Source organism: Micromonospora sp. WMMC241 (assembly GCF_027460165.1).
Lineage (GTDB): Bacteria > Actinomycetota > Actinomycetes > Mycobacteriales > Micromonosporaceae > Micromonospora > Micromonospora humi.
In genome coordinates this window covers 4,983,048-5,007,720 of sequence record NZ_JAPZBF010000001.1, presented here as the reverse complement: position 1 = coordinate 5,007,720, position 24,673 = coordinate 4,983,048, and the positions used below count along the sequence as shown (strand labels likewise).

The 24,673-nt window shown below is 71.7% G+C and carries 15 protein-coding genes; 10 read left to right on the top strand and 5 right to left on the bottom strand.

The window, feature by feature from the left end; genetic code table 11:
- Window positions 1-9 precede the first annotated feature (9 nt).
- Window positions 10-1,191: an aminotransferase class V-fold PLP-dependent enzyme gene (locus tag O7598_RS22540; RefSeq protein ID WP_269693290.1), complete on the bottom strand. Its 1,182-nt coding sequence runs from the start codon at window positions 1,189-1,191 to the stop codon at window positions 10-12.
- Between the two features lie 44 nt (window positions 1,192-1,235).
- Window positions 1,236-2,153, bottom strand: a complete 918-nt coding sequence (locus tag O7598_RS22535) for a tyrosine recombinase XerC (protein ID WP_269694944.1) — start codon at window positions 2,151-2,153, stop codon at window positions 1,236-1,238.
- A 480-nt stretch (window positions 2,154-2,633) separates the two neighbouring features.
- On the opposite strand from O7598_RS22535, the gene O7598_RS22530 reads away from it, so the two are divergent.
- Window positions 2,634-2,975 carry a hypothetical protein gene (locus O7598_RS22530; protein ID WP_269693289.1) on the top strand — a complete coding sequence of 114 codons (342 nt, stop codon included), beginning with the start codon at window positions 2,634-2,636 and terminating at the stop codon, window positions 2,973-2,975.
- Window positions 2,976-3,013: 38 nt separating this feature from the next.
- Here the strand turns inward: O7598_RS22530 and O7598_RS22525 are convergent, their stop codons facing one another.
- The 3 genes from O7598_RS22525 to O7598_RS22515 are packed head-to-tail and all read right to left on the bottom strand — an operon-like array spanning window position 3,014 to window position 6,073.
- Window positions 3,014-4,195, bottom strand: a complete 1,182-nt coding sequence (locus O7598_RS22525; RefSeq protein ID WP_269693288.1) for a DNA-processing protein DprA — start codon at window positions 4,193-4,195, stop codon at window positions 3,014-3,016.
- Window positions 4,192-5,712: a YifB family Mg chelatase-like AAA ATPase gene (locus O7598_RS22520; protein WP_269693287.1), complete on the bottom strand. Its 1,521-nt coding sequence runs from the start codon at window positions 5,710-5,712 to the stop codon at window positions 4,192-4,194. The genes O7598_RS22525 and O7598_RS22520 overlap by 4 nt, the downstream gene beginning before the upstream one ends.
- Before the next feature lies 1 nt (window position 5,713).
- A complete protein-coding gene (locus O7598_RS22515) occupies window positions 5,714-6,073 on the bottom strand; it encodes a YraN family protein (RefSeq protein WP_269693286.1) in 360 nt (119 codons plus the stop codon).
- Between the two features lie 508 nt (window positions 6,074-6,581).
- Here O7598_RS22515 and O7598_RS22510 point away from each other — a divergent pair.
- The 9 genes from O7598_RS22510 to O7598_RS22470 all read left to right on the top strand — a co-directional run bounded on the left by O7598_RS22510 (window position 6,582) and on the right by O7598_RS22470 (window position 24,643).
- Entirely contained in the window at window positions 6,582-10,127 is a 3,546-nt protein-coding gene (locus O7598_RS22510; RefSeq protein WP_269693285.1) for a LamG domain-containing protein, read from the top strand.
- A gap of 180 nt (window positions 10,128-10,307) precedes the next feature.
- The gene (locus O7598_RS22505) at window positions 10,308-17,339 is read left to right on the top strand and encodes an RHS repeat-associated core domain-containing protein (protein WP_269693284.1); all 7,032 of its coding nucleotides are present in this window, start codon (window positions 10,308-10,310) and stop codon (window positions 17,337-17,339) included.
- A gap of 170 nt (window positions 17,340-17,509) precedes the next feature.
- Window positions 17,510-17,950 (top strand): hypothetical protein, encoded by a 441-nt coding sequence (locus O7598_RS22500; RefSeq protein WP_269693283.1) that lies wholly within the window; start codon window positions 17,510-17,512, stop codon window positions 17,948-17,950.
- A gap of 369 nt (window positions 17,951-18,319) precedes the next feature.
- Complete coding sequence (locus O7598_RS22495) at window positions 18,320-19,333, top strand: hypothetical protein (RefSeq protein WP_442929884.1); 1,014 nt, start codon at window positions 18,320-18,322, stop codon at window positions 19,331-19,333.
- Between the two features lie 359 nt (window positions 19,334-19,692).
- A complete protein-coding gene (gene rpsB / locus O7598_RS22490) occupies window positions 19,693-20,592 on the top strand; it encodes a 30S ribosomal protein S2 (protein ID WP_269693281.1) in 900 nt (299 codons plus the stop codon).
- Between the two features lie 126 nt (window positions 20,593-20,718).
- Entirely contained in the window at window positions 20,719-21,546 is an 828-nt protein-coding gene (gene tsf, locus O7598_RS22485) for a translation elongation factor Ts (RefSeq protein WP_269693280.1), read from the top strand.
- Window positions 21,547-21,700: 154 nt separating this feature from the next.
- Entirely contained in the window at window positions 21,701-22,468 is a 768-nt protein-coding gene (gene pyrH / locus O7598_RS22480; RefSeq protein WP_036345766.1) for a UMP kinase, read from the top strand.
- Window positions 22,469-22,554: 86 nt separating this feature from the next.
- Window positions 22,555-23,112, top strand: coding sequence for a ribosome recycling factor (frr, locus tag O7598_RS22475; protein WP_269693279.1), 558 nt, complete (start codon window positions 22,555-22,557; stop codon window positions 23,110-23,112).
- Between the two features lie 259 nt (window positions 23,113-23,371).
- Window positions 23,372-24,643 (top strand): phosphatidate cytidylyltransferase, encoded by a 1,272-nt coding sequence (locus O7598_RS22470; protein WP_269693278.1) that lies wholly within the window; start codon window positions 23,372-23,374, stop codon window positions 24,641-24,643.
- The last annotated feature ends 30 nt before the right edge of the window (window positions 24,644-24,673 follow it).

Here is a 24,673-nt window from a genome sequence, read left to right as displayed (position 1 = left end):
GCGCGTCACTCAGCGTCGGGCGAGCAACGCGGGCAGCCGCACGGCCAGCCGGTCGTACTCCTCGGGGGTGTTGTAGACCTGGCCGCACAGCCGCAGGTAGCCGCGCCCGTTCCAACCGGCTACCGACACCTCCGCGGCGAGCCGGTCGGCGATCTCGGCCCGCAACGCCCGGGCGGCGTCCAACGTCGTCGCGACACCCGGCGGCAGCGGCACGAGCCGCATGGCGACCGCCGGTCCGCCGGGCGCCGGCAACCGCTCCGGCGCCACACCCAACGCGTCCCCGACGACCCGTTGCCCGTACGCGGCCAGCGCCGCGTTGTGCGTGCGGACCCGGTCCACGCCGAGGCTGCGCAGGACGAACAGGCCGACCGGGGCGGCCAGCCAGCCGGTGTAGTCGAGCGTGGCCTGCCACTCGACCCGGGTGGGAAACCCGCTGCCCTGCTCCCACGAGACGACGAGCGGCTGGATCCGTTCCCGCCACTGCTCCGCCACCACCAACGCGGCGGTGCCCCGTGGCGCGTACGCCCACTTGTGCAGGTTGCCGACCCAGAAGTCGGCGCCCACCGAAGCCACCGAAGCCGGCAGCATGCCCGGTGCGTGCGCCGCGTCCACCAGCACCGGCACGCCCCGCTCCCGCGCCACCGCCACGAGCGCCGCCGCCGGGAACAGCCGGGCGGTCGGCGAGGTGAGCTGGTCGACGATCAACAGCCGGGTCCGCCCGGGGCGCAGCCCGGCCCGGACGATCTCGACCACCTCCTCGTCGGTGGCCGTCAACGGCACGGCCACGGTGCGGGACACCGCGCCGGTCCGCTCGCACTCCCGGGCCACCGACAGGCCGACCGCGCCGTAGCCGTGGTCGGTGGTGAGCACCTCGTCGCCGGGGCGCAGCGCGAGCGACTGCAACACCACGGCCGCGCCGGCGGTGACGTTGCCGACGAGGGCGGTGCCGTCCGGGTCGGCGCCGAGGAAGGTGGCCAGGTGCCGCCGGGCGTGGGCGATCCGGTCGACCAGTCCCTGGCTGAAGAAGCGCAGCGGGTTCGACTCCATCTCGTCGCGCAGGCGCTGCTGGGCACGCTGCACGGCGATCGGCACGGCGCCGAACGAGCCGTGGTTGAGGTGGCTGACCGACGGGTCGAGGGAGAAGAGCAGTCGAGCCCCGGGGATCGGCTCGGGCGGCGGTGGCACCGTCATCCGTCGATCCTAGCCCGCCGTCGATCATCGCCCGGCCGCTTCGGTCAGGCCCGCGGATGCGCCTGCCGGTAGGCCGCCCGCAGCCGCTCGACCGAGACGTGCGTGTAGATCTGGGTGCTGGCCAGCGACGAGTGCCCCAGCAGTTCCTGGACGGCGCGCAGGTCCGCCCCGCCTTCGAGCAGATGTGTGGCGGCGGAGTGGCGCAGCCCGTGCGGCGTCACCCGCGGCACCCCGGCCGCACCCGCCCACCCGGCCACGATCCGCCGCGCGGTGGTCGGGTTGAGCCGCCCGCCCCGGGCGCCGAGCAGCAGCGCGCGACCCGAACCCGGCGCCACCAGCGCCGGCCGGCCGGTGTGGAGCCACGCGTCGAGCGCCCGCTGCGCCGGCACCCCGTAGGGCACCGCCCGTTCCCGCCCGCCCTTGCCCAGCACGCGCACCACCCGACGGGCCTGGTCGACGTCCCCGACGTCCAGCCCGCAGGCCTCGCTGATCCGTACCCCGGTGCCGTAGAGCAGCTCGAGCAGCAGCCGATCCCGCAGCAGGACCGCGTCCGGAGGCCCGGGGTCGTCCGGCGCGGCGGTGGCGGTCACGCCCGGGGCGTCCATCAGCGCGGCGGCCTGGTCGGCACGAAGGACGGTGGGCAGCTCCCGCCCGGCCCGCGGGCTGGCCAGCGGCGCGGCCACGTCGGCGGGGAGCAGGCCGGCCCGGTGCGCCCAGGCGCTGAACGTGCGCGCGGCGGCGGCCCGCCGGGCCATGGTCGTCCGGGCGGTCCCCATCGTCCGCTGCTTCGCCAGCCAGCTGCGCAGCACCGCGAGATCCAGCCCGGCCAGGTCGGCGCAGCCCATCCGCACCGCGTGGTCGAGCAGGGAGACGAGGTCGGTGACGTACGCCCGGACGGTGTGCGCGGAGCGGTTGCGCACCCGGACCAGGTGGTCGGCGAAGTCGTCCACCGCGTCACGCATCGGCGCCGGCAGTTCCTCGTGCGCGGCCCGGGTGCCGCGCCGTCGCTCAGCCACCGGACGCCTCCGCCCGAGCCCGACGCCTGCGGGGGCGCCGACGGAGGCGGATGCTGTCGTCGGACACCGGTCCAGACTACGGGCGGAGCCGGCCGCCGGGGGACAGCCGGCCCGCGATCGCCGGCGGCTCGGTGAGGTCCGCGAGGTTCGACCGGCCGGTGGCGTCGTCCGCCCGCCGCGCCCGCCGTCGCCTCCGAGCCCCGGCGTCCGGGTGCGTGTGTTGCTGCCCAGGCGACAAGAAACGCCCAAGCCCGACAGCCACGCGCGCGGGTGCCCGCGCACACCGAACGGGGGGTGGCCCGAGCGGCTCTGGACAGGAGAAACTCGTGTCGCGAAGAGGCGAGCGTCGGCGTCGGCCGGCCTCGCCGGCTTCGCTCGGGCAAGGCGTCGCCAAGGCGGTGACGCCGATGCGAGGAGGGACCGGGCGTGGGAGTCGATGCCGTCCTCTACCGGCGGGTGCGCGCCGGCGCCGACCGCCGCCGATCGTCGTACGTGTCGATCGAGGTCGTGGCGGACCGGCAGGACGTGCTGCTCGACCTGCTCACCCGGGTCCGGGGCAGCGGGCGCACGCCGATGCTGGACCGCGTCGAACCCCTCGGCGAGCTGGCCGTGGACGCCGGGCAGGTGCCGCACCTGCTCACCGAGCTGCGTTGCCTGCTGGAGGCGGCCAGGGCGCCGCAGGAGGTCGAGCAGATCCGGCGGGTGGCCCGGCTCGCGCACCGCTGCCGGGAGGGGCGCGACGTCGAACTGCGCTTCGAGGGCGACTGACCCGACCCGGTCGGCCTGGCCCCGGACACCGGCGGCACTCATCCGCCGTCACCGGGAGGCGGCGCGAGCGCGTAGCCGCCGTCGCGGCGTACGACCAGGGCCAACTCCTCCAGCATGGACAGTTTTCGCATCGCGGTCCGCAGGTCCACCCCGGCTCGCGCCGCCACACTCTCCAGGTCGATCGGTCGCCGCCGGGGCAGCGCCTCCAGCACCTGGGTGGCGTCGTCGTCGAGCCGGTCCCGTGGGCGCTCCGGGGCCCGCGCGAGCGGCGCCAGGTCGTCCCCGATCCGGCCCACCTCCTCCAGCACGTGCGCGACGCCGGCGACCAGCCGGGACCGGGGCTTCTCGCGGAGCACCTCGTGCCCGCCCACGGACATGGCCGAGGTGACCGGCCCGGGCACCACCATCGCCGGCCGCCCCAGGCCGAGCGCCCGGTTGAGGGTCTGGGTGGCGCCGCTGCGCGCGGCGGCCTCGACCAGCACCGTGCCCCTGGTCGCCGCGGCGATGACCCGGTTGCGGATGAGGAACCGTGGCCGCAGCGGCTCGGCGCCCGGCATCCACTCGCTCACCAGCAGGCCGGTCTCCGCGATCCGGTCGAACAGCGCGGCGTTGCCCATCGGGTAGGGGCGGTCCACACCGCAGGCCAGCACCGCGACGGTGCGCCCGCCCGCGGTCAACGCCCCACGGTGCGCCGCCGAGTCGATGCCGAACGCGCCGCCGGACACCACCGTCCACTCCCGGTCGGCGAGGCCGTAGCCCAGCTCGGTGGCCACGTGCGAGCCGTAGGGGGTGGCCGCCCGGGCACCGACCACGGCCACCGAGCGGGTCAGCGCGTCGTCGAGCGGCCAGGCGCCGCGTACCCAGAAGCAGAGCGGCGGGTCGGTCTCCACGTCGACCCGCCGGGCGGCGTCGGGCAGCACCAGCTTGCTGAGTGCGGCGACCTGCGGCGGCCACTCGTCGTCCTCCGGAGTGACCAGCCGCGCGCCGAGCCGGTCGCCGCGCGCGAGCGCCTCCGCCGCCACCGCGCGGGCGTCGCCGGTCGCCGTGCGGGCCGCCACCGCCGCCCGGAGCGCCCGCTCCGGCGCGCCCCCGGCCAGGAGCAGGTCGAGCGCGGCCACCGGGCCGAGCTGGTGGACCAGCCGGTGGACCGACCGGGTGCCCGGCTCGGCGAGCCAGGTCAGCGCCACCCGGGCCTGTCTGCGGTCGTCGACACCGGTCACGTGCCCTCTCCCGTCCTGAGTTGGATGGCTTCGCCGATGTCGTGCTCGTCGGGTCGGTCCCGCCCGTCCAGGTCGGCGATCGTCCAGGACAGCCGGAGGACCCGGTCGTATCCCCGCGCCGACAGCGACCCGGTGTCCAGGCGGCGGCGCAGCTCCTGGGTGACCCGCGCCGGCAGGTGCCACGGCGGCCGGCGCAGGTGCGGGCCGGGGACCTCCGCGTTCACCCGGTGCCCGGTGGCGGCCCAGCGGTCGGCCGCGGCGCGGCGCGCCTCGACGACCCGGGCGGCCACGGCGGCCGAGGACTCGTGCGGCGTGCCGGTCCGCAACAGCTCGGCGGCGCGCACCGGCATCAGACCCACCTGCACGTCGACCCGGTCGAGCAGCGGGCCGGACAACCGGCCCAGGTAGCGCCGCCGGGCCTGCGGGGTGCACTCGCAGTCGACGTCGCCGGACGGCTTGGCGCAGGGGCACGGGTTCGCGGCCAGCACCAGCTGACTGCGTGCCGGGTATTCGGTGGCGCCCCGGGTCCGGGCGACCCGGACCCAGCCGCTCTCCAGCGGCTGGCGCAGCGCCTCCAGCGCGCCCTTGCCGAACTCGGGCGCCTCGTCGAGGAAGAGCACGCCCCGGTGGGCCAGCGACACCGCGCCGGGGCGGGCCAGCCCGGAACCGCCGCCGACCAGCGCCGGCACCGTGGCGGTGTGGTGGGGCGCCTGGAACGGGGGCCGGCGCAGCAGGCCGCCGCCGGGTGGGAGCAGGCCGGCGATCGAGTGCAACGCGGTCACCTCCAGGGCGGCCTCGTCGTCCAGCTCCGGCAGGATCGACGGCAGGCGCTCGGCGAGCATCGTCTTCCCGGCGCCGGGCGGGCCGAGCAACGCGAGGTGGTGACCGCCGGCGGCGGCGATCTCGAGGGCTCGGCGGCCCAGGGGCTGCCCGGCGACGTCGCTGAGGTCGGGCCCGCCGGGGCCGCCGGCCGGGGACTGCCCGGGCGGGACGAGCAGGGGTACGCCGTCGCGGACGTGGGCGACGAGCCGGTGCAGGGTGTCGACGGCGCGCACCCGTACGCCGGGGATGACGGCGGCCTCGGCGGCGTTGCCGGCGGGCACCACCACGCGCGGGTATCCGGCCCGGGCGGCGGCGGCGACCATGGGCAGGGTGCCGCGGACCGGCCGGACGGTGCCGTCGAGGCCGAGTTCGCCGAGGATGACGGTGGCGTCGAGAGCGACCGGCGGCAGTTCGCCGGAGCCGGCGAGCACGGCCGCGGCGATGGCGAGGTCGAACGCGGAGCCGTACTTGGGCAGGGTGGCCGGGAGCAGGTTGAGGGTGATCCGCCGGTTGGGCCACTTCTGCCCGGAGTTGACGATGGCGGCGCGGACCCGGTCGCGGGCCTCGTGCAGCGCCGTGTCGGGCAGGCCGGAGATGACCACGGCGGGCAGGCCGGGTGCGAGGTCGGCCTCGACCTCGACCACATGACCGGCCACGCCGGCCAGGCCGACGCTGAGAATCTTGGCGTAGCCCATCTCAGAACGCGCCCCGGAGGTGCTCGACGCGGGCGTGGCCGGTGGCCGGCAGCCGCACCGAGAGCACGTCGAAGCGGACCTCGTCGGCGGTGGTGCCGGTCTCGGCGAGCCACCGGGCGGCCAGGACGCGCAGCCGGCGCGCCTTCGACCTGACCACGGCCTCGGCGGGCGAGCCGTACCGCTCGGTGCGCCGCGTCTTCACCTCGCAGAAGGCGAGGACCGGGCCCTCCCAGGCGATGATGTCGATCTCCCCGTCGGGGCAGCGCCAGTTGCGCGCGATCGGGCGCAGCCCGGTCTCGATCAGGTGGCGCAGCGCGCACCGTTCGCCGTAGGCGCCGACGGCCTGGTTCCGGTTCGTCATGCCGGTCAGGATGCGGGCCGCCGGCCCGATCGTGGGCGTCCCGTGGGGCCGGCCTGTGGACGAGAGCCGATTGTGGACGGACCCGCGATCATTCCGCCGATGTGCTAAGCCGGACGCGATGGCGGACGGTGATCGCCCCGCCGCTCTCGGGGCCACATGGGCGGTTTGTGGCTACCAGTTGTGACGCCCCTTTACAGCGGAAGTTGACGTTCCTTACTGTCACGTCGCCGACAGGTACTGAACGGGGGCTCGGGTGGACCTGCGCATGGCGTTAGCGACGTATCGGTGCGGTGCCGGCACGACGACGGCCGCACTCCCATCGACGAACCCGCGGGGCGGCCACTGATCACCGCTCTTCCGTGGTGATCCACGCACGTCGACATCCTGACCGTCGGCGCGGTGTCGGGCGTCGTCGCCCCTGCCGTACCTGATTGACCCTCACTCACTTTCCCCGCGTACCGCGCGGGTCCTTCGGTGTGCTCACACACGCGCAATGAGGAGTGCTTTGGTGACAACACGTGGAATCGCCCCCGAGCGGCGCCGTCGCGGCCTCGCCGCGTCGGTCGTCGCACTGGCCCTGGTGGCCGTCGCCGGTCCGACCGTGATGCCCTCGCCGGCCGGGGCGGAACCGGCGGCCCCCGAGCCGGCGGCCGCCCCCGAGGCGCCGGCGCTGAGCGAGATCGACGCCCTGGCGCAGGCCGGAAAGCTCAAGGCGCCGGTGGAGGTGACGAGCCTCAGGAACGAGGACTCGCGCGTGCTGGCGACCCCCCGGGGCACCCTGGTGCTGGAGTCCTACGCGGAGCCGCAGTGGACCCGGGGCCGCGACGGCGGCTCGTGGCGGAAGATCGACACGCGGCTCGAACGGCGTGCCGACGGATCGGTGGCGCCGGTGGCGACGCTGACGGACGTGTCGTTCACCTCCGGCGGCAGCGGCCCGACGATCCGGCTGCCCCTGGCCGAGGGGCAGGTGTCCCTGTCCTGGCCGGGAGATCTGCCGGCACCGACGCTCGACGGTGACACCGCCGTGTACGAATCGGTGCTGCCGGAGGTGGACCTGCGGCTGCGGGCGCTGCGCGACGGGTTCACCTGGGCTCTGGTGGTGAAGTCCGCGGGGGCGGCGACGAACCCGGCGCTGAACGAACTGCGCTTCGCGCTGCGTACCACCGGATCGCTCACCAAGCGGTCGCGGTCCGGCGGCGGGTTCGAGGTCGCCGACGGCAACGGTCGTTCCGTGCTGTCCGCCGGGGGCGCGCTGATGTGGGACTCGGCCGGGGTGGCCACGGCCGCCCAGGGTGCCATGGGCCGGGCCGCGAACGGGTTCGTGGCGCAGGACCGGCGTGACGCGCTGCGCGTGGTGCCGGATCGGGCGCGCAAGGCGGAGATCCCGACCGGGGTCCAGGGCGAGGACCTGGTGATCCGGCCGGACCGGTCGCTGCTGCGCGGCAAGGGCACCGTGTACCCGGTCGTGATCGACCCGTGGAGCACGATCGAGAAGACCCGGTGGGGTTACTCGAGCACCAACGACGCGACCCGCAACGACGGGGTGGCCCGGGTCGGCAAGGACCCCGACGGGTCCGGCACGTACCGGTCCTACTTCTCGTTCAAGCTCACCTCGCTGTCCGGCAAGACGATCCGCGACGCCAAGTTCCTGACCGAGATGACGCACTCGTGGGACTGCGGCAACACGCCGGTGAACCTGTGGCGTACCGCCGACATGGCGACCACCGGCAAGCAGGCCTGGTCCGGGCCGAGCTTCTCCAAGTGGTTGGAGGAGCGTTCGGCGCACGCGCACAAGCCGTCCGGCGGTCCGGGCTGCGACGACGACCCGCAGCCGGACAAGCCGATGGAGTTCTCCAGCCAGAACGTCATCAACGACATCAGCGCCAACCGAGGCCAGGACATCTACACGCTGGCGCTGTCGACCCGGCAGTCCGACGGAACGTCGGAGTCGACGAGCAACTGGTGGAAGAAGTTCGACCCGGTGCAGACCAAGCTGACGATCGAGTACAACACCAACCCCAACACGCCGACGGCGGCACAGCTGACGACCCACGCCGGCTACACCGCGCCGGCACAGGCCTGCGTGACCGGCACGTCGCGGCCGGCGGTGCGCTCGGACTTCCCGTGGCTCAAGGCGACGCTGAGCGACCCGGACGGCAGCGGCGGCGGCAGCCTCTCGGGTGTCTTCACGCTCCAGAAGCTGGTGGGCAGCACCTGGACGAACGCGTCCGGCTGGCCGAAGACCGACTCCGGGGTCGCCCCCGGGGCCAAGGCCGAGCTGCAGTTGACCACGAAGACGGTCAACGGCGAGCTCTACCGGTGGCAGGTGCAGACCAAGGACACGCTGGGCGGGGTGTCGGCGAGCGCGTCACCGTGGTGCGAGTTCTCCATCGACTACTCGGCGCCCGCCTCGACCCCGACCGTCACGGCCGCCGACGGGCTCTATCTGGAATCCCCACCCCTGGGTGCCAACCAGGATCCACACGGTTCGGTCGGCTTCTCCGGTAGCTTCACCTTCTCCGCCAACGGCGCCTCCGACGTGTACGACTACGTCTACCAGGTCAACGGCGGCCCGGAGGTGGTGGTGCGCGCCACCGGGCTCGGAGGTCCCGCCACCGTCTGGGTGACCCCGACGACGCGGCTGGAGAACGTGCTGACCGTGCGCAGCCGGGACCAGGCCGGCAACTCGTCCGCCCCGTACGACTACACGTTCCTGGCCAGCGACCCGTCCGCGCCGGTCGCACACTGGGCGGTCGACGAGGGTTCGGGCCTCACCCTGGCCAACAAGGTCGGCGGCGGTCCGGCGGCGACCATGAGCCCGTCCCCGGCGTGGACGGACTCCCGGGTGCTGGGCACGAGCCGCAGGAGCGGCAAGGACTGGGCGGTCAAGTTCGACGGCAACGACCAGGCCGCGACGGCCGGCCCGATCGTCAACACGACCCGTAGCTTCTCCTTCGCCGCGTGGGTTCGCGCCGACGCCGTCGGTGGCGTCGTCATGGCACAGGTCGGCACCAACAAGAGTCCGTTCGAGCTCCAGTACTACCCGACGAAGCAGCGATGGTGCTTCGTCAGTTACGCCTCCGACACGGCCTACGCGGCCTCCACCCCGTCGCCCGCGTGCGCCGTCGACCCGGTACAGCCGGGAGTCTGGGTCCACCTGGCCGGCACCTACGACGCCGGCTCCGCCAACCAGCTCACGCTCTGGGTCAACGGCGTGCGCAAGGGCACGGGCTCGACCAGTGCTCCGACGTGGGCCGCGTCCGGACCACTGTTGATCGGTGCCGGGCGCAACGGCGCGCCGACCGGCTGGATGAACGCGGCGATCAACGACGTCCGCGTCTGGGACCGGGTCATCGACCCGGAGACGGACCTGGCGGATGTCGTCGCACCCGTCCCCGTCGGCCAGTGGGACATGGACAGCGACGACCAGGACGAGCCTCGGGAGGCCGGCGACTCCTCCGACTACCGCGCCCCGCTTACCCTCAAGCCGGCCCCGGCAGCGGTGTGGTTCCCGGACAGCTACAACAGCTCGACGTCGCTGCGTTTCGACGGGCTGTCCGGCTCGGCTGAGACCAGCGCACCGGTTCTGCGCACCGACCAGTCCTACACCGTGTCGGCATGGGTGCGCTTCGCAGGCGGTGGAGGCGCTCGCACCGTAATCGCCCAGGACGGCACGAACATCTCGAGCGCGTTCCTGAGCTGTCGCACCGACGCGTCCGGCTCGAAGTGGTCGGTGATGGTGCGGTCGTCCGACTCGACGGCGGCGTCCGGGTTCTACGTGAACGGCACTGAGTGCCTGGTGAACCAGTGGACCCACGTCGCCGCAGTGCAGGACGTCACCGCGAAGACGATCAGCCTCTACGTCAACGGTGCCCTGGTCAAGCAGGGCACGCCCACCTTCACCCCGTGGCACGGGACAGGGGCGCTGACGGTCGGCCGGGGCCGGTGGGGCGTGCCTACCGACTACTTCAACGGCGACATCGACCGGGTCCAGGCGTGGCAGGGCGCACTGAGCGCCGCGGAGGTGCAGGCGGTCGCCGCCAGCACCGACTGACCTCCGGCCGCAGCGGGTTCGGGCGTCACCCACCGGTGGCGCCCGAACCGGCCCGGCCTCCCCGCGCCCGCCCGGGACGCGGGTTCCACACCCTCTGCTCCCTGAAGGGGATCGATGAGCACTTCCCGAACCGGCCGACCAGAGCGCCGCCACAGGCGGCGGGTCCCGGCAATCGACGCGGTGGGACGTGGTGCCCGCCGCAGCCTCACCATCGGTCTGGCCGCGCTGCTCGCGGCCACGATCGGCGGCCAGCTTCCCGCCCGGGCGGAGCGGTCGACACCGGCGCCGCACCTCGACCCGCAGCGGTACTCGTCCGCCCCTCTGCACAAGGCCGTATCCAGCAAGCGGATCCCCGACACCGACGCGGCGGCGGCGAAGGTGCGGCGGCCCGCGCCGGTCTGGCCGGCGGCGGGCTCCGCGGAGGTGACGCTGGGCGCGGCGACCACGGCGGCGACCTCCGGCCGCGCCGGCTCGTTGCCCGTGACGGTACGACCGGCTCCCGCTTCGCCGGCCGGCCGCACGGCGTCGTACCCGGGCAAGGTCCGCGTCGAGGTGCTGGCCAAGGCCACGGCCGAGGCGGCCGGCGTCGAGGGCCTGCTGGTGCGGGTCGGCCGCACCGACGGGGTCCGGTCCGCGGGTACGGTCGAGGTGGGCGTCGACTACGCCGCCTTCGCGACCGCGTACGGCGCCGACTGGGCCTCGCGACTGCGTCTGGTGCGGCTGCCCGAGTGTGCCCTGAGCACCCCGGCGGCGGCGAGCTGCCGACCCGAGTCGGTGGCGTCGCGTAACGACGTGCGGACCCGGACGGTGTCCGCTGCCGTTCCGGTGTCCGCGTCCGACCCGGTGGCGTCGGGCGCTCGGACGGCTGCCGGAGCGACGGTGGCCGGGGGGACGCTCTTCGCGCTGACCAGCGGCCCCTCCGGTGGGGCCGGCAACTTCGCGGCCTCCAGCCTCGCGTCCACGTCGTCGTGGGGCCACGGCGGTGCCACCGGCGGCTTCCAGTGGTCCTACCCGATGCGAACCCCGCCCGGCCCCGGTGGGCCGGAGCCGAGCATCGGTCTCGGTTACTCCTCCCAGTCCGTCGACGGGCGGCACGCGGCGACCAACAACCAGCCCGGCCTGTTCGGGGAGGGCTTCGACTACTCTCCGGGCTTCATCGAGCGCCGGTACAAGGTGTGCGCCGAGGACATGGGCGGCAACGCCAACAACTCGGTCAAGACCGGGGACCTGTGCTGGGGCCCGGAGAACGCCGTGATGTCGCTCAACGGCAGCACTGTCGAGCTGCTGAAGGGCAGCGACGGCACGTGGCACCCGCGCAGTGAGAACGGCGCCAAGATCGAGCTGCTCACGTCCGCGGCGTACGCGAACGGCGACGACGACAACGAGTACTGGAAGGTCACCACCACCGATGGCACCCAGTACTGGTTCGGTCGTCACCGGCTCCCGGGCTGGTCGACCGGTCGGCCGACGACCAACTCGGTCCTCACCGTGCCCGTCTTCGGCAACAACCCCGGTGAGCCGTGCAACGCGGCGACCTTCGCCGCCTCGGACTGCAACGGCAAGTCGCAGGCCTGGCGGTGGAATCTGGACTACGTCCAGGACATCCACGGCAACACCATGTCCTACTGGTGGGCCAAGGAGACCAACTACTACGCCAAGAACCTGGTGGCCTCGACACCTGTCGTCTACGACCGGGCCGGCTACCTGACCCGCATCGACTACGGCAGCGACAACCGGGACAACAACGAGTACGCCGCCGCGTCGCCGTACGTCGAGAACACCCCGGGACGCGTCGAGTTCACGAACGTCGACCGCTGCCTGACGAACTGCGCCACGAAGAACGCTACGACCTGGCCGGACACGCCGTGGGACCAGAACTGCACCGCGACCACGAAGCCCTGCAACAACGGTTCCCCGACGTTCTGGTCCGCCAAGCGCACCACGCTGATCACCACCAAGGCGTGGAAGGCGACCGCCTCGGCCTACCAGAACGCCGACTCGTGGACGTTCCGGCAGGCGTTCCTTGACCCCGGTGACGGCACCCGGGCCGGCCTGTGGCTCGACGGCATCACCCACAGGGGCCTGAACGGCGGCACCGTCACCGCGCCGGAGGTGACGTTCTCCGGCATCCAGAAGCAGAACCGGGTGGACGCCGCCGGAAGTGACTGGGCCCTCGCCATGAACTGGCACCGGGTCAACCTGATCACGCAGGAGACCGGCGGCCAGATCTTCGTCACCTACAGCGACGCGCAGTGCGTCAAGGGCAGCGTGATGCCCTCGACGAGTGCGTTGGACAGCAACAAGTTGCTGTGCTACCCGGTCAAGTGGACGCCACCCGGCGAGACCGACAAGGTGACCGACTTCTTCCACAAGTACGTGGTCAAGGAGGTCCAGCAGATCGATCCCACCGGTGGGTCACGGCCGCTGCGCACCGCCTACGACTACCTCAACGACGACAACGAGGCGCTGTGGCACTACGACGACGACACCGGGCTCACCCCGGACGATCGTCGTAGCTGGTCCCAGTGGCGTGGTTACCCCAAGGTGGTGACCTACGTCGGTGAGGGTGCGGCCCGAACCAAGACCGAGACCCTCTACTACCGAGGCATGTACGGGGACAAGCTCGCCGGCGGTGGCACGCGTACCACCCAGGTCCAGGGCCTGGAGGGCGGCGCGGTCAACGACTACGAGCAGTTCAGCGGTTCCGCGCGCGAGACGGTCACCTGGTTGGGCGGGGCCGTGCTGTCCGCCACCGTGCACGACATGTGGCGATCGGACCCGCCGACCGCGACGCGGGCGGGAAGCCCGGTCGCCGAGTCCCGCTACGTGCGAGTGCGCACGTCGAAGACGCGTATCGCCACGGACACGGGCTGGCGGCGCAGCACGGCGACCACCGACTTCGACGACTACGGCATGCCGACCACCCAGGAGGACAGCAGTGCCGCCACCGCCGGCGACGAGCGGTGCACCAAGACCGAATACGTCCGCAACACCGCGGACTGGCTGCTGACCCCGGTCAAGCGGATCAATGGGTGGGTCGGGAAGTGTTCGTCCGGCCCCGCTGACGACAAGCAGGTCCTCGGTGACGTCCGGTTCAGCTACGACTCGCTGGCGTACGGGGCCGCGCCGGGCAAGGGCCTGCTCACCAAGACCGAGCGGATCACGTCCTTCACCGGAGGTAACCGCACCTACCAGCAGGTCGGCACCGCGAAGTATGACGCCCGGGGTCGGATGACCGAATCCACCGACGTCGCCGGGGAGAAGTCGACGACGGCCTACGTCCCGGCCACCGGCGGTCCGGTGACCCAGCAGACGACCACGAACCCGCTGCTGTGGACCAGCACCGTCGACCTCGACCCGACCACCGGACTGGTGGTCAAGAGCACGGACACCAACAACAACGTCACCGAGTACGCCTACGACGCGATGGGTCGCGCCACGCAGATGTGGCTGCCCAACCGGGCGCGGGTGACCTACCCCACCGCGCCGTCGACCACCTACGGCTACTCGTTGTCGAAGGCGGCGCCGTCGTACGTCACCACCACCGCGGTCAACGCCAACGGCGGCAACGACACGTCGTACGTGATCTATGACGCTCTCGGTCGGCAGCGGCAGACGCAGGAGCCGGCCAACGGCACCGGCCGGATCATGACCGAGACGTTCTACGACGCGGCCGGCCGGATCTACAAGGCCAACGCGGCCTACTACGACTCCGGTGCGATCGACACCTCGGTCATCAAGTCCCGGCTGGACCAGGATGTGCCGAGTCAGACGAAGACGCTCTACGACACGGCAGGCCGTCAGATCCACTCGTTGCTCCTCGGCACGGTGTCGAGCGTTCAGGTCGAGAAGGCCAGGACGTCGACCACGTATCACGGCGACCACGTCACCGTGGAGCCTCCGTTGGGGCAGGCGGCCACCACGGTGTGGACCGACTCGGAGGGCCGGACCGAGAAGCTCTGGCAGTATCACGGCCGGACGGCCACCGGCGGCTACGACGAGACGAAGTACACCTACCACCCGGCCGGCCAGTTGGCCACGGTGAAGGATCCAGCCGGCAACGCCTGGTCCTACACCTACGACATCCAGGGCCGCCTGACGTCGACGACCGACCCCGACACCGGAACGTCGACCAAGCACTACAACAACCTGGGTCAGTTGGAGAAGACCACCGACTCCCGGCCGGACACCCCCGACATCTGGTTCACCTACGACAAGATCGGGCGACCGCTCACCACCCGCGAGACGAGCCTGACCGGGCCGATGCGGACCGAGCTCACGTACGACTCGCCGGCCAAGGGCATCACCAAGTCGGCGTCGCGGTGGATCGGCTCGGAGGAGTACCGGTCGGAGGTCGTCTCCGTCGACAAGATGTACAACACGACGCAGAGCAAGCTGACGCTGCCGTCGTCGCAGGCGGGGTTCTGCGGGATCGGCGCGGTCACCTGCAGCTTCACGTCCAAGGCGAGCTTCCTGACCGACGGCTCGCCCAACACGCTCACCATCCCGGCCGCGGGCGGCCTCGACCAGGAGGTGCTGAACTACAAGTACGACACGACGTACGCGATGTTGGACCGGCTCGCCACGGACTACCTGGACGCCACCTACTACGTCGTCGACTCGGGCTACACGAACCTGCACGAGCTGAGCACGATCACGCGCTCGACCGCGTTGACGGGCGCGAAGTCCGTCCTGAGCAAGAGTTCCTACGACGACAGCACCGGCCGGGTCGCCAGCAGTTCCGTCACCCGGTCGACCGCGCCGGCCCACGTGGCCAACACGTTCTACGACTACGACGCCAGCGGCAACATCATCAAGATCGACGACAACACGGGCGCCCGCCCACGGGACACCCAGTGCTTCGCCTACGACCACCAGCGCCGGCTCACGGACGCGTGGACACCGGCCTCGTTCGACTGCGCCGCCAAGCCGCAGGCGGAGTCGGAGCTGGGTGGCCCGGCACCCTACTGGCAGCAGTGGTCGTTCGGCGCGCCGGACCACCCGCAGGGGCGCGTCGGCAACCGCCTGACCCAGACCGAGCGGGGCACCCCGACAGGCACGGTCACCACCTCCTACTCCTACCCGGCGGCCCGCGCGGCACAGCCGCACCGGCTGGACGGCTGGAGCCGGACCGACAACACCGGCACCACCACCGGCTCGTACACGTACGACGAGGCCGGCAACATGAAGACCCGTCCTGGCAAGTCGGGACAACAGTCGCTCACCTGGGACGTCGAGGGACACCTGGCGTCGGTGACCGACAGCACCGGCACCAACTCCTACATCTACGACGCGAGCGGCAACCGGCTGATCGCGACAGACCCCACCGGGAGCACCCTGTTCCTCGGTGACCAGGAGATCCGCAAGAACGCCAGCAACGGGCAGGTCAACGCCACTCGCTACTACTCGTTCAACGGCGAGACGGTGGCCCAACGCACCGTCACCGGCATCACCTGGCTGGCGAGCGACCACCAGGGCACGTCGCAGGTCAGCATCGCCAACGACACCAACCAGACCATCACCCAACGCCGCCAGACCCCCTACGGCACCTCCCGCGGCGCCGCGGTCACCTGGCCCAACAAACAAGGATTCGTCGGCGGCTACCAAGACCCCACCGACCTGACGCATCTCGGCGCCCGCGAGTACGACCCGACCATCGGTCGGTTCATCTCGCCCGACCCGATCAACGACCCAGGGAACCCGCAGCAGCTTCCCGCCTACACCTACGCCGCGAACAACCCGGTCACCTTCAGCGACCCCAGCGGCGAGATCATCCCCGAGTACCTCAATCCTTCGGCCACCCCGGGTCTGGACCTGTGCTCGGATGGGAAGACCAAGCTCAGCGGTTACGCGTGTCAGAACCTCATCGAGGGCACGAGCGGTCAGGGTCAAGGCGACACCCGCTACGACGGCAGCGGCGGACCCCGGAAGAAGTCTGGCCGGGAGAAGACGCACGAGTTCCTTGAGGGTTGCGGTCTCTTCCTCATCGGGCTGGGCGCGGGGTGCGACGGTGTCAACGCCGTCGTGTACGCCACCGAAGGCAACTGGCGGCAGGCTGCGCTCTCCGGTGTGTCGAGCGTTCCCGGAGTCGACTGGGCCTGCAAGATCAGGAGCTTTTGCAAGAGGGCGATCGACTGGGGTGCGGGCAAGGTAACGGCTCTCGTCGCTCGGGTCCGATGGGGCAAGGCGCCATCGATCAATCCGGCGGCCGAGGCCGCGGAGATGGCGGCGCTGAAGAAGGAGATCCGGGAAAGCGCGAAGCCCCCGGCGCCGAAGACCCCGCCACCACCTGTGAAGAAGCCCGATCCGCCGGCCAAGGGCAAGACCGGCGGCGGGAACAGCGATGCGCCCACCGCCAAGGGCGGCTGCCCGACACACAGTTTCGCGCCGGACACCCCGGTGCTGATGGCCGACGGTTCGACCGAGCCGATCGCCGACGTTCGGGTGGGCGACCAGGTTCTCGCCCACGATCCGGAGCACGGCGGCACCAGCGCCCAGACGGTCGAGAAGCTGCACGTCAACCAGGATGAAGCCCTGACCGACCTGGTCGTACGGGACAGTTCGGGTGTCGAGTCCACGATCGGCACGACGCAGCACCACCCGTTCTGGAGCGTCACCCGGAAGCAGTGGGTCGGCGCGGGCGAGTTGGAGACCGACGAGCGGCTGCTGTCGGCGAGCGCGTCGACGGTGAGCGTCGTCGAGGTTCGCAACTTCAGCGGCAACAAGGTCATGCGGGACCTCACGGTCTCCGTCATCCACACGTACTATGTGCTCGCCGGCAACACGCCGGTCCTCGTGCACAACTGCGGTCCGGTTAAAAACAACCAACCTGACGGTCTGTCGATAGAGCTGATGGAAGCGGACCTGGCTGGTGTTTCACCTGTTGCGGCGGGCACTTCCGGCTTCTCCCGTGCGACTTCGGGCAGCGGGGACTTTCTCTGGACCGTCGGGGAGGAGGGGGGCCTGAACATGGTCGCCGCGGGAGGCGGTATCCATCATACGGTGGCCTCGGGCGGCGCTCCTGTGATGGCGGCAGGGCAGGTTTCGTTCCGGAATGGTGTGGTGACGTCATTCGACAACCTGACGGGGCACTACACTCCGTGTACTAGCTGTGCTGCGGTATTCATTCAGCGAGGCGTGGACGCCTTTGGTAAGGCAGGTGTACGGATTCCGCTGAGAGTCATCACGGATTACGGCGGAAAGGCTCCCTAGTGGAAGCGCGACCAGAATTGCGAGAACTCCGGGCGATCCCGCTCGAATCGCTCGGCGGGTGGCTGGGTTCTCGGTTCCCCCAAGGGGTGTCAACTCAGTGGTGGCACGCGCTCTTCGAGTCGGTCGAATCGGCTGTCAGTCCCCTGAGAAGCGTTGACCACTCTCAACGGATGTCCGACCTGAGGCTCGGCGCTATGGCAGCGATTCTGGCTGTCGAGCGCCACGACATCGATGCATCTTTCGGGGCGTACTGGTTGCTCAGACTCGCGGCAGCAGCGGTTCGGCTCGATCTGGTGGCCGATGAGTTGCCGGTCGTGCTGACGCCTGACGGAGCTGCTGCGTGGGCGCTCAAGCATCTTCCGTTGCCACTCGATGAGGCAGTGGCAGTCGCTCAAGCCAGGAGGGGGCAGTACGAAGCCGCCGATGAGTCTTTCTTTGCTCCCATTGGGGTTGCCTACAAGCCGGTAAGCCAGGAGCTTGACGTCCAAGCGTCGGCATTGCGGGGAGTGGAGAAAGTTCTGTCCGCTCTGCCATGGGTTGTCGATCATTTGACGGACTTGGAAATTCGACGGGAGGTCCGTGCTTGGCTTGACTTCGAGAACCAGTTGTGACGGAGTGCTCTTGGTCGAAATCGTGACGCCGACTCGGGCCGTGCGCATGCGGGCCCGTACGCCGTAGTGCGTTCCGGGTGCATGTGGGCTGACTCGATCTTGCGAGTGCAGCTTTGAGCCAGTCGGACCTGGTTTGGAACCTTGGTCCGGCTGGCTCACTGCTCGGTTAGGTGGGCGCGCATGGCTGTTGCCGTGGTCATCGGCGCAGCCCTCAAGCAGTGCGCCGTCACTGGACCAGGAAAGGTCGGCCTCGACGTTGAGGATCACCGGCTGTAACGAAAAGCGACGAGTTGACGGCGTTGGAGGCCTTCACCGGCTGGGCCGACGCCCTGCGTACCCGAATGGCGTCGCTGGTGGCGGTCGCATACCGTGCCGGTCGTGGACGGACGACGCAGCTACCCCGAGGATCAGCAGGAACCGCGGTGGGGCGACCGCGGGTACGAGTCGGACTGGCGCACCACCGGCGAGCCGCGCTACCGCGACGACGACTACCGCGCCCCGGAGCAGCGCGCCGGCGAGAGCCGTTACGGCGCGTACTCCGCCGCCGACCCGCTCGTCGACGACACCAGCGGTTGGCGGTCGCAGCGCCCGGACGACCCTGAGGTCTCCGGCGAGTTGCCCGGCCGCGCCGGTCGCCGGGCGGCCCGCGAGGCGGCCGGTGGTGAGGACGTGTTGTCCCGCAGCGGCGTCGACGCGCTCGGCACGGCGTCGCGCGGGGCGGCGAACCCGTCGGCCGGCGTGGCCGACCCGCTCACCGCCGCCCGTGGCGGCACCGATCCGTACGGGCTCGGGGCGCGGGGCGCCGACGCCCTCGCCGGGAGCGCCGATCCGGCCCGCCCCGGTCCGCTGGGCGGCTACCCGATCGTGGACACCGGCAGGTCGGCCGAGCCCGCCACGTCCGGCGGTGGGACGCAGATCTCGCTGGGGGGCCGGACCGGTCCCGGCGCGGCCACGCCGTTGACGGTGGGGGAGCGGCCGACCGGTGGGGCGGACCCGGCCGCGCCGGTGAACCCGTTGGAGATGCCGACCGGTCCGATGCCGGCGGTGGTTCCCCGTTCGGACACCCCGCCGCCGGGTGACGGCGTCTACCGGACCCGGCGTCCGGCGCTGGCGGTGCTGCTGGCGGCGTTGGTGCTGGTGCTGGAGGTGCCGGCGATGCGGGTGTTGCTGCACGGGCTGGTCGGGGACCCGGTGTCGACGTCGCACGTCGTGGTGGGCACGTTCCTGGTGGTCGGCCTGCCGATCTTCGGCGCCGGGCTGTACGGGCTGCGCACCGGCGGGTTGGCGCTCGCCGACGGCAGTCGGGGTTGGCTGCGTCCGCCGACCGCCTATCTGACCGTCGGCCTGGTGCTCTTCGTGGCCGCCGCCCTCGCGGCCCGCTGACCCGGAAGCGGCCGCGGGCCCGCTTGATCCACACCGGTACGCCGAGGTGGCGGCATCCCCGCCGCCGTGATGCCGCCACCTCCCCGAGCTGGAGTGGATCAAGCTGCCCCCAGGCGGGCCTGGAGTAGATCAAGGGGGACCGCGCACCCCGGGGCCGAGGTGCGGGGACGGCGCGTACACTTGTCAACTGGCGACCGCCTCGCGCGGTCGACCTCGCGTGCCCTCTCCACGATCATCCGTGGGGCGACGGCCTCCCTGGTCCCGGTTCTTCACCCGGGCCCACCCTGGCCGGCGACCGGGCGCCAGGCGTCCGGCCGCCGGCCGGACGGACAACCAGGGACAAAGTAGGAGTACCCACCATGGCCGTCGTGACCATGCGTCAGCTGCTGGAGAGCGGTGTGCACTTCGGGCACCAGACCCGGCGCTGGAACCCGAAGATGAAGCGCTTCATCTTCACCGAGCGCAACGGTATCTACATCATCGACCTGCGCCAGACCCTCGACTACATCGAGAAGGCGTACGAGTTCATCCGCACCACCGTCGCGGGCGGCGGCAGCATCCTGTTCGTCGGCACCAAGAAGCAGGCCCAGGAGGCCATCGCCGAGCAGGCGACCCGGGTCGGCCAGCCGTACGTCAACCACCGCTGGCTCGGTGGCATGCTGACCAACTTCCAGACCGTGTACAAGCGGCTCCAGCGGATGAAGGAGCTTGAGGCCCTGGGTGACCTGAGCGGCACCGCCGCCGGTTACACCAAGAAGGAGACCCTCCAGCTCTCCCGCGAGAAGATCAAGCTGACCCGCACCCTCGGTGGCCTGCGGGACATGCAGAAGCTTCCGGCCGCGGTCTGGATCGTCGACACCAAGAAGGAGCACATCGCCGTCGACGAGGCCCGCAAGCTGGGCATCCCGGTGATCGCCGTGCTCGACACCAACTGCGACCCGGACGAGGTCGACTTCCCGATCCCGGGCAACGACGACGCCATCCGGTCGGCCGAGCTGCTGACCAAGGTCGTCGCCGCCGCCGTCGCCGACGGTCTGATCGCCCGCTCCGGCCGTAACCGGGGCGGCGACGAGAAGCCCGAGGCGGGCCAGGTCGGCGCCGACGAGCCGCTGGCCGAGTGGGAGCGCGAGCTGCTCGAGGAGCCGAAGAAGGCCGACGAGCAGCCCGCCGCCGCCGAGCAGCCGGCCGCCGAGCAGCCCGCCGCCGCCGAGGAGCCGAAGAAGGCCACCGAGCAGCCGGCGGCCGCCGCCGCGGAGTGATCTCGCCGTCGCGCCCCCACCGTCCGGGTTCCCGGGCGGTGGGGCGCGACGGGTACGCCGGGCAGCACCGGCCCGGAACGGGTAAGCAGCACCCCAGACCACCTCACTGACACCGAAGAGAGAGTCATGTCCAACTTCACCGCCGCGGACGTCAAGAAGCTCCGGGACCTCACCGGCGCCGGCATGATGGACTCCAAGAAGGCGCTGACCGAGGCCGAGGGCGACTTCGACAAGGCCGTCGAGATCCTGCGCGTCAAGGGTGCCAAGGATGTCGGCAAGCGGGCCGGCCGCACCGCGGCCAACGGTCTCGTCGCCCACTCCGGCCAGGCGCTGCTCGAGCTCAACTGCGAGACCGACTTCGTCGCCAAGAACGACGCCTTCATCGCGCTGGCCCAGCAGCTCGTCGAGCACGGCGTGACCAGCGGCGCCACCAACGCCGAGGAGCTGCTCGCCAGCAGCATCGACGGCAGGACGGTCGCCGACCTGATCCAGGAGCAGTCCGCCAAGATCGGCGAGAAGCTGGTGCTCAACCGCTTCGCCAAGCTCGACGGCACCACCGCCGTCTACCTGCACCGCAAGAGCCAGGACCTGCCCCCGGCGGTCGGCGTGCTGGTGCAGTTCACCGGCAAGACCGACGAGGCCGGCGACGCCGACGCGCGCGGTGTGGCCATGCAGATCGCCGCCATGCGGCCGAAGTTCCTCACCCGCGACGAGGTGCCCGCCGAGACGGTCGAGTCCGAGCGGCGCATCGCCGAGCAGACCGCCCGCGAGGAGAACAAGCCCGAGGCGGCGCTGCCGAAGATCGTCGAGGGTCGGGTCAACTCCTTCTTCAAGGACTTCGTCCTGCTGGAGCAGGCGGCGGTCGCCGACAACAAGAAGACCGTCAAGCAGGTGCTGGCCGAGGCCGGCATCGAGGTGACCCGCTTCGTGCGGTTCGAGGTCGGCCAGGCCTGAGCCGCCGCCCGGGCCGCTGGGCCCGGGCGCAGGGGAACGTGGACGAGGAGGCCGCAGGTGTACGCGACAGGCACCGCGGCCTCCTCGTCACATAGGGTCGGCAGGGGCAGTTACGCGATGCCCGCGCGCTGCGCGGGGAGAAGGGGCGGGGCGGATGACGCAGGTTGTGAGTGACCGGAGCCTGGCGGCGGACGACCCGACCGCCCCTCCGCCCGGTCGGTCCCGCCGGGTGGTGCTGAAGCTCTCCGGTGAGGTCTTCGGCGGCGGCGCGATCGGCGTCGACCCGGACGTCGTACAGGGCATCGCCCGGCAGATCGCCACCGTGGTCCGCCGCGGCGTGCAGGTCTCCGTGGTGGTCGGCGGCGGCAACTTCTTCCGCGGCGCCGAGCTGCAGAAGCGGGGCATGGACCGGGCCCGCGCCGACTACATGGGCATGCTGGGCACGGTGATGAACTGCCTGGCGTTGCAGGACTTCCTGGAGAAGGAGGGCATCGAGACCCGGGTGCAGAGCGCCATCACCATGGCCCAGGTCGCCGAGCCCTACATCCCGCTGCGCGCGATCCGGCACCTGGAGAAGGGCCGCGTGGTGATCTTCGGCGCGGGCGCCGGGATGCCCTACTTCTCCACCGACACGGTGGCCGCCCAGCGGGCGCTGGAGATCCGTGCGGACGTGGTGCTGATGAGCAAGAACGGCGTGGACGCGGTCTACACCGCCGACCCCCGGATCGACCCGACCGCGAGCAAGCTCGACTCGATCACCTTCTCCGAGGTGCTGCGCCGCAACCTGCGGGTGGCCGACGCCGCCGCGTTCAGCCTCTGCATGGAGAACGGCCTGCCGATGCTGGTCTTCGGCGCCCAGGGCGACGACACGATCGTCCGGGCCGTCGGCGGTGAGAAGATCGGCACGCTGATCACCGCCTGACGCGGTCCCGCCGGACCGGCAGCGGTCCTCTGCCACAGCCTGAGAGCACAGCCCACGACGAGCGACAGAAGGAGGCGAGGAGACCGGTGATCGACGACACCCTCCTCGAGGCGGAGGAGAAGATGGAGCGTGCCATCGAGCACGCCAGGGAGGAATTCGGCGGGATCCGCACCGGTCGCGCCAACGCCGCCATGTTCTCCCGGATCGTCATCGACTACTACGGCAGCCCGACCCCGCTGCCGCAGATGGCGTCCATCGCGGTGCCCGAGCCGCGCATGGTGATCATCAAGCCGTACGACAACTCGCAGCTGAACGCCATGGAGAAGGCGATCCGCGACTCGGACCTCGGGGTGAACCCGAACAACGAGGGCAACCAGTTGCGCATCGTGCTGCCGCAGATGACCGAGGAGCGGCGGCGGGACATGATCAAGGTCGCCCGGCAGAAGGGCGAGGAGGCCAAGGTCGCCGTCCGCAACATCCGCCGCAGGGCCAAGGAAGAGCTGGACCGCCTGGTCAAGGACGGCGAGGTCGGCGAGGACGAGGGCCGGCGCGCGGAGAAGGACCTGGACGACCTGACCCAGCGCTTCGTCGCCACCGTGGACGAGATGATCAAGCACAAGGAGAGCGAGCTGCTCGAGGTCTGAGCGGCCCGCGTACTCCACACGGCACCGCGCCGCCGCCGCCCGGCACCCGGGCGGCGGCCCGGTGCCGTCGTCGTGCCCGGCCGGCGTCCACCCTCGCCGCCTCCCGGGTGCAGTAGGCTCGGCACGATTCGGCGACCACCACCGGGTGAACGGCGGGAGTCGCCCGGCCGTCGGCCGCTCAACAGGAAGTCTCACGCCGGTAGGGGATGGTCTTGGTCTTGCGTCATGTGGTGGCTTCCGTACCGTCTGCCGGTGCGTGATGTCCCACCCCGACCCCTACGGCAGCATCGAGCCGCGTGGCTGGGACCGTCCGGCCCCGGCCCTGCCCTGGCCGGAGACCGACCTGGAGCCCGGCTCGTGGCAGCGGCCCGCTCCCGGCCCGGACGCCTGGCCCGCCGACGCCGGGGCGTACGCCCGGCCCGCTGACCGGGAGGCGTACGCCCGCCCGGACACGGACCCCTTCCCGGGCGGTCCGTGGCCCCACGACGGACCGCCGCCCGGCGGTCGCGGCCCGCGCGGCGACGACCGCCCCGACGGGTACGACCGGCCGGACGACGAGTTCCCCACCGCGCAGATCGCGCCGGTGCGGGACGAACCGACCGACCACCTCCCGGCGGTACGCGACGAGCCGGCGCCCGAGCCGCCGTCCGGTCGCCGGTCGAAGGGGCGCCGCCGGGCGAGCGCCGAGCGTCCGCCGACCACCGCACCCCGTTCGTCGAAGGCGGGGCGCAACCTGCCCGCCGCGATCGGCGTCGGGCTGGGCCTCGGCGCGGCGATCGTGGTGCCGCTCTTCTTCTTCCTGCCGGCGTTCCTCGCCGTGCTGGCCGCCGCCGTGGCGATCGGCATCTGGGAGATGGCCCGGGCGGTCCGTCGCAGCGGCGCCCACCCGCCGCTGGTGCCGCTGGTGGCCGGCGGGGTGATCATGGTCGGGCTGGCCTGGTTCGCCGGCCCGGACGCGCTCTGCCTCGGGCTGCTGGTGACCGTGCTGGGCACGATGATCTGGCGGCTGGGCGACGGCCCCGGCAACTACCAGCGTGACCTCACCGCAGCCACGCTGATCGTCGTCTACGTGCCGTTCCTCGCCGGTTTCGCGGCCCTGCTCGCGGCCGCGCCCGACGACGGTCACCTGCGGGTGCTGGTCACGCTGGTGGCCGTGGTGCTCTCCGACACCGGCGGGTACGCCGCCGGGGTGGCCTTCGGCAAGCGCCCGATGGCCCCGAAGATCAGCCCGAAGAAGTCCTGGGAGGGCTTCGCCGGTTCGGTCACCGCCGCCGCGGTGGGCAGCGCCCTGCTGCTGTGGCTGCTGTTCGAGGTGGCCCCGTGGTGGGGTGCGCTGTTCGGGGTGGCGATCTCCTGCGCCGCGGTGCTCGGCGACCTCGCCGAGTCGATGATCAAGCGGGACCTGGGCGTCAAGGACATGAGCAACCTGCTTCCCGGTCACGGTGGCCTGATGGACCGGCTCGACTCCATCCTGTTCGCGGTGCCGACGGCATATCTGCTGCTCGCGGTGTTCGTGCCGGTGGTGGGCTGAGGGATGGATCACCTGCGCGAAGCGGGGCCA

Excerpts from the sequence above, each read along its gene's own strand:
- tsf (WP_269693280.1), top strand. The coding sequence starts at position 20,719 with ATGTCCAACTTCACCGCCGCGGACGTCAAGAAGCTCCGGGACCTCACC.
- O7598_RS22520 (WP_269693287.1), bottom strand. The coding sequence starts at position 5,712 with ATGGGCTACGCCAAGATTCTCAGCGTCGGCCTGGCCGGCGTGGCCGGT.
- O7598_RS22540 (WP_269693290.1), bottom strand. The coding sequence starts at position 1,191 with ATGACGGTGCCACCGCCGCCCGAGCCGATCCCCGGGGCTCGACTGCTC.
- rpsB (WP_269693281.1), top strand. The coding sequence starts at position 19,693 with ATGGCCGTCGTGACCATGCGTCAGCTGCTGGAGAGCGGTGTGCACTTC.
- O7598_RS22470 (WP_269693278.1), top strand. The coding sequence starts at position 23,372 with ATGTCCCACCCCGACCCCTACGGCAGCATCGAGCCGCGTGGCTGGGAC.
- pyrH (WP_036345766.1), top strand. The coding sequence starts at position 21,701 with ATGACGCAGGTTGTGAGTGACCGGAGCCTGGCGGCGGACGACCCGACC.
- O7598_RS22515 (WP_269693286.1), bottom strand. The coding sequence starts at position 6,073 with ATGACGAACCGGAACCAGGCCGTCGGCGCCTACGGCGAACGGTGCGCG.
- O7598_RS22535 (WP_269694944.1), bottom strand. The coding sequence starts at position 2,153 with ATGCGTGACGCGGTGGACGACTTCGCCGACCACCTGGTCCGGGTGCGC.
- O7598_RS22500 (WP_269693283.1), top strand. The coding sequence starts at position 17,510 with ATGTCCGACCTGAGGCTCGGCGCTATGGCAGCGATTCTGGCTGTCGAG.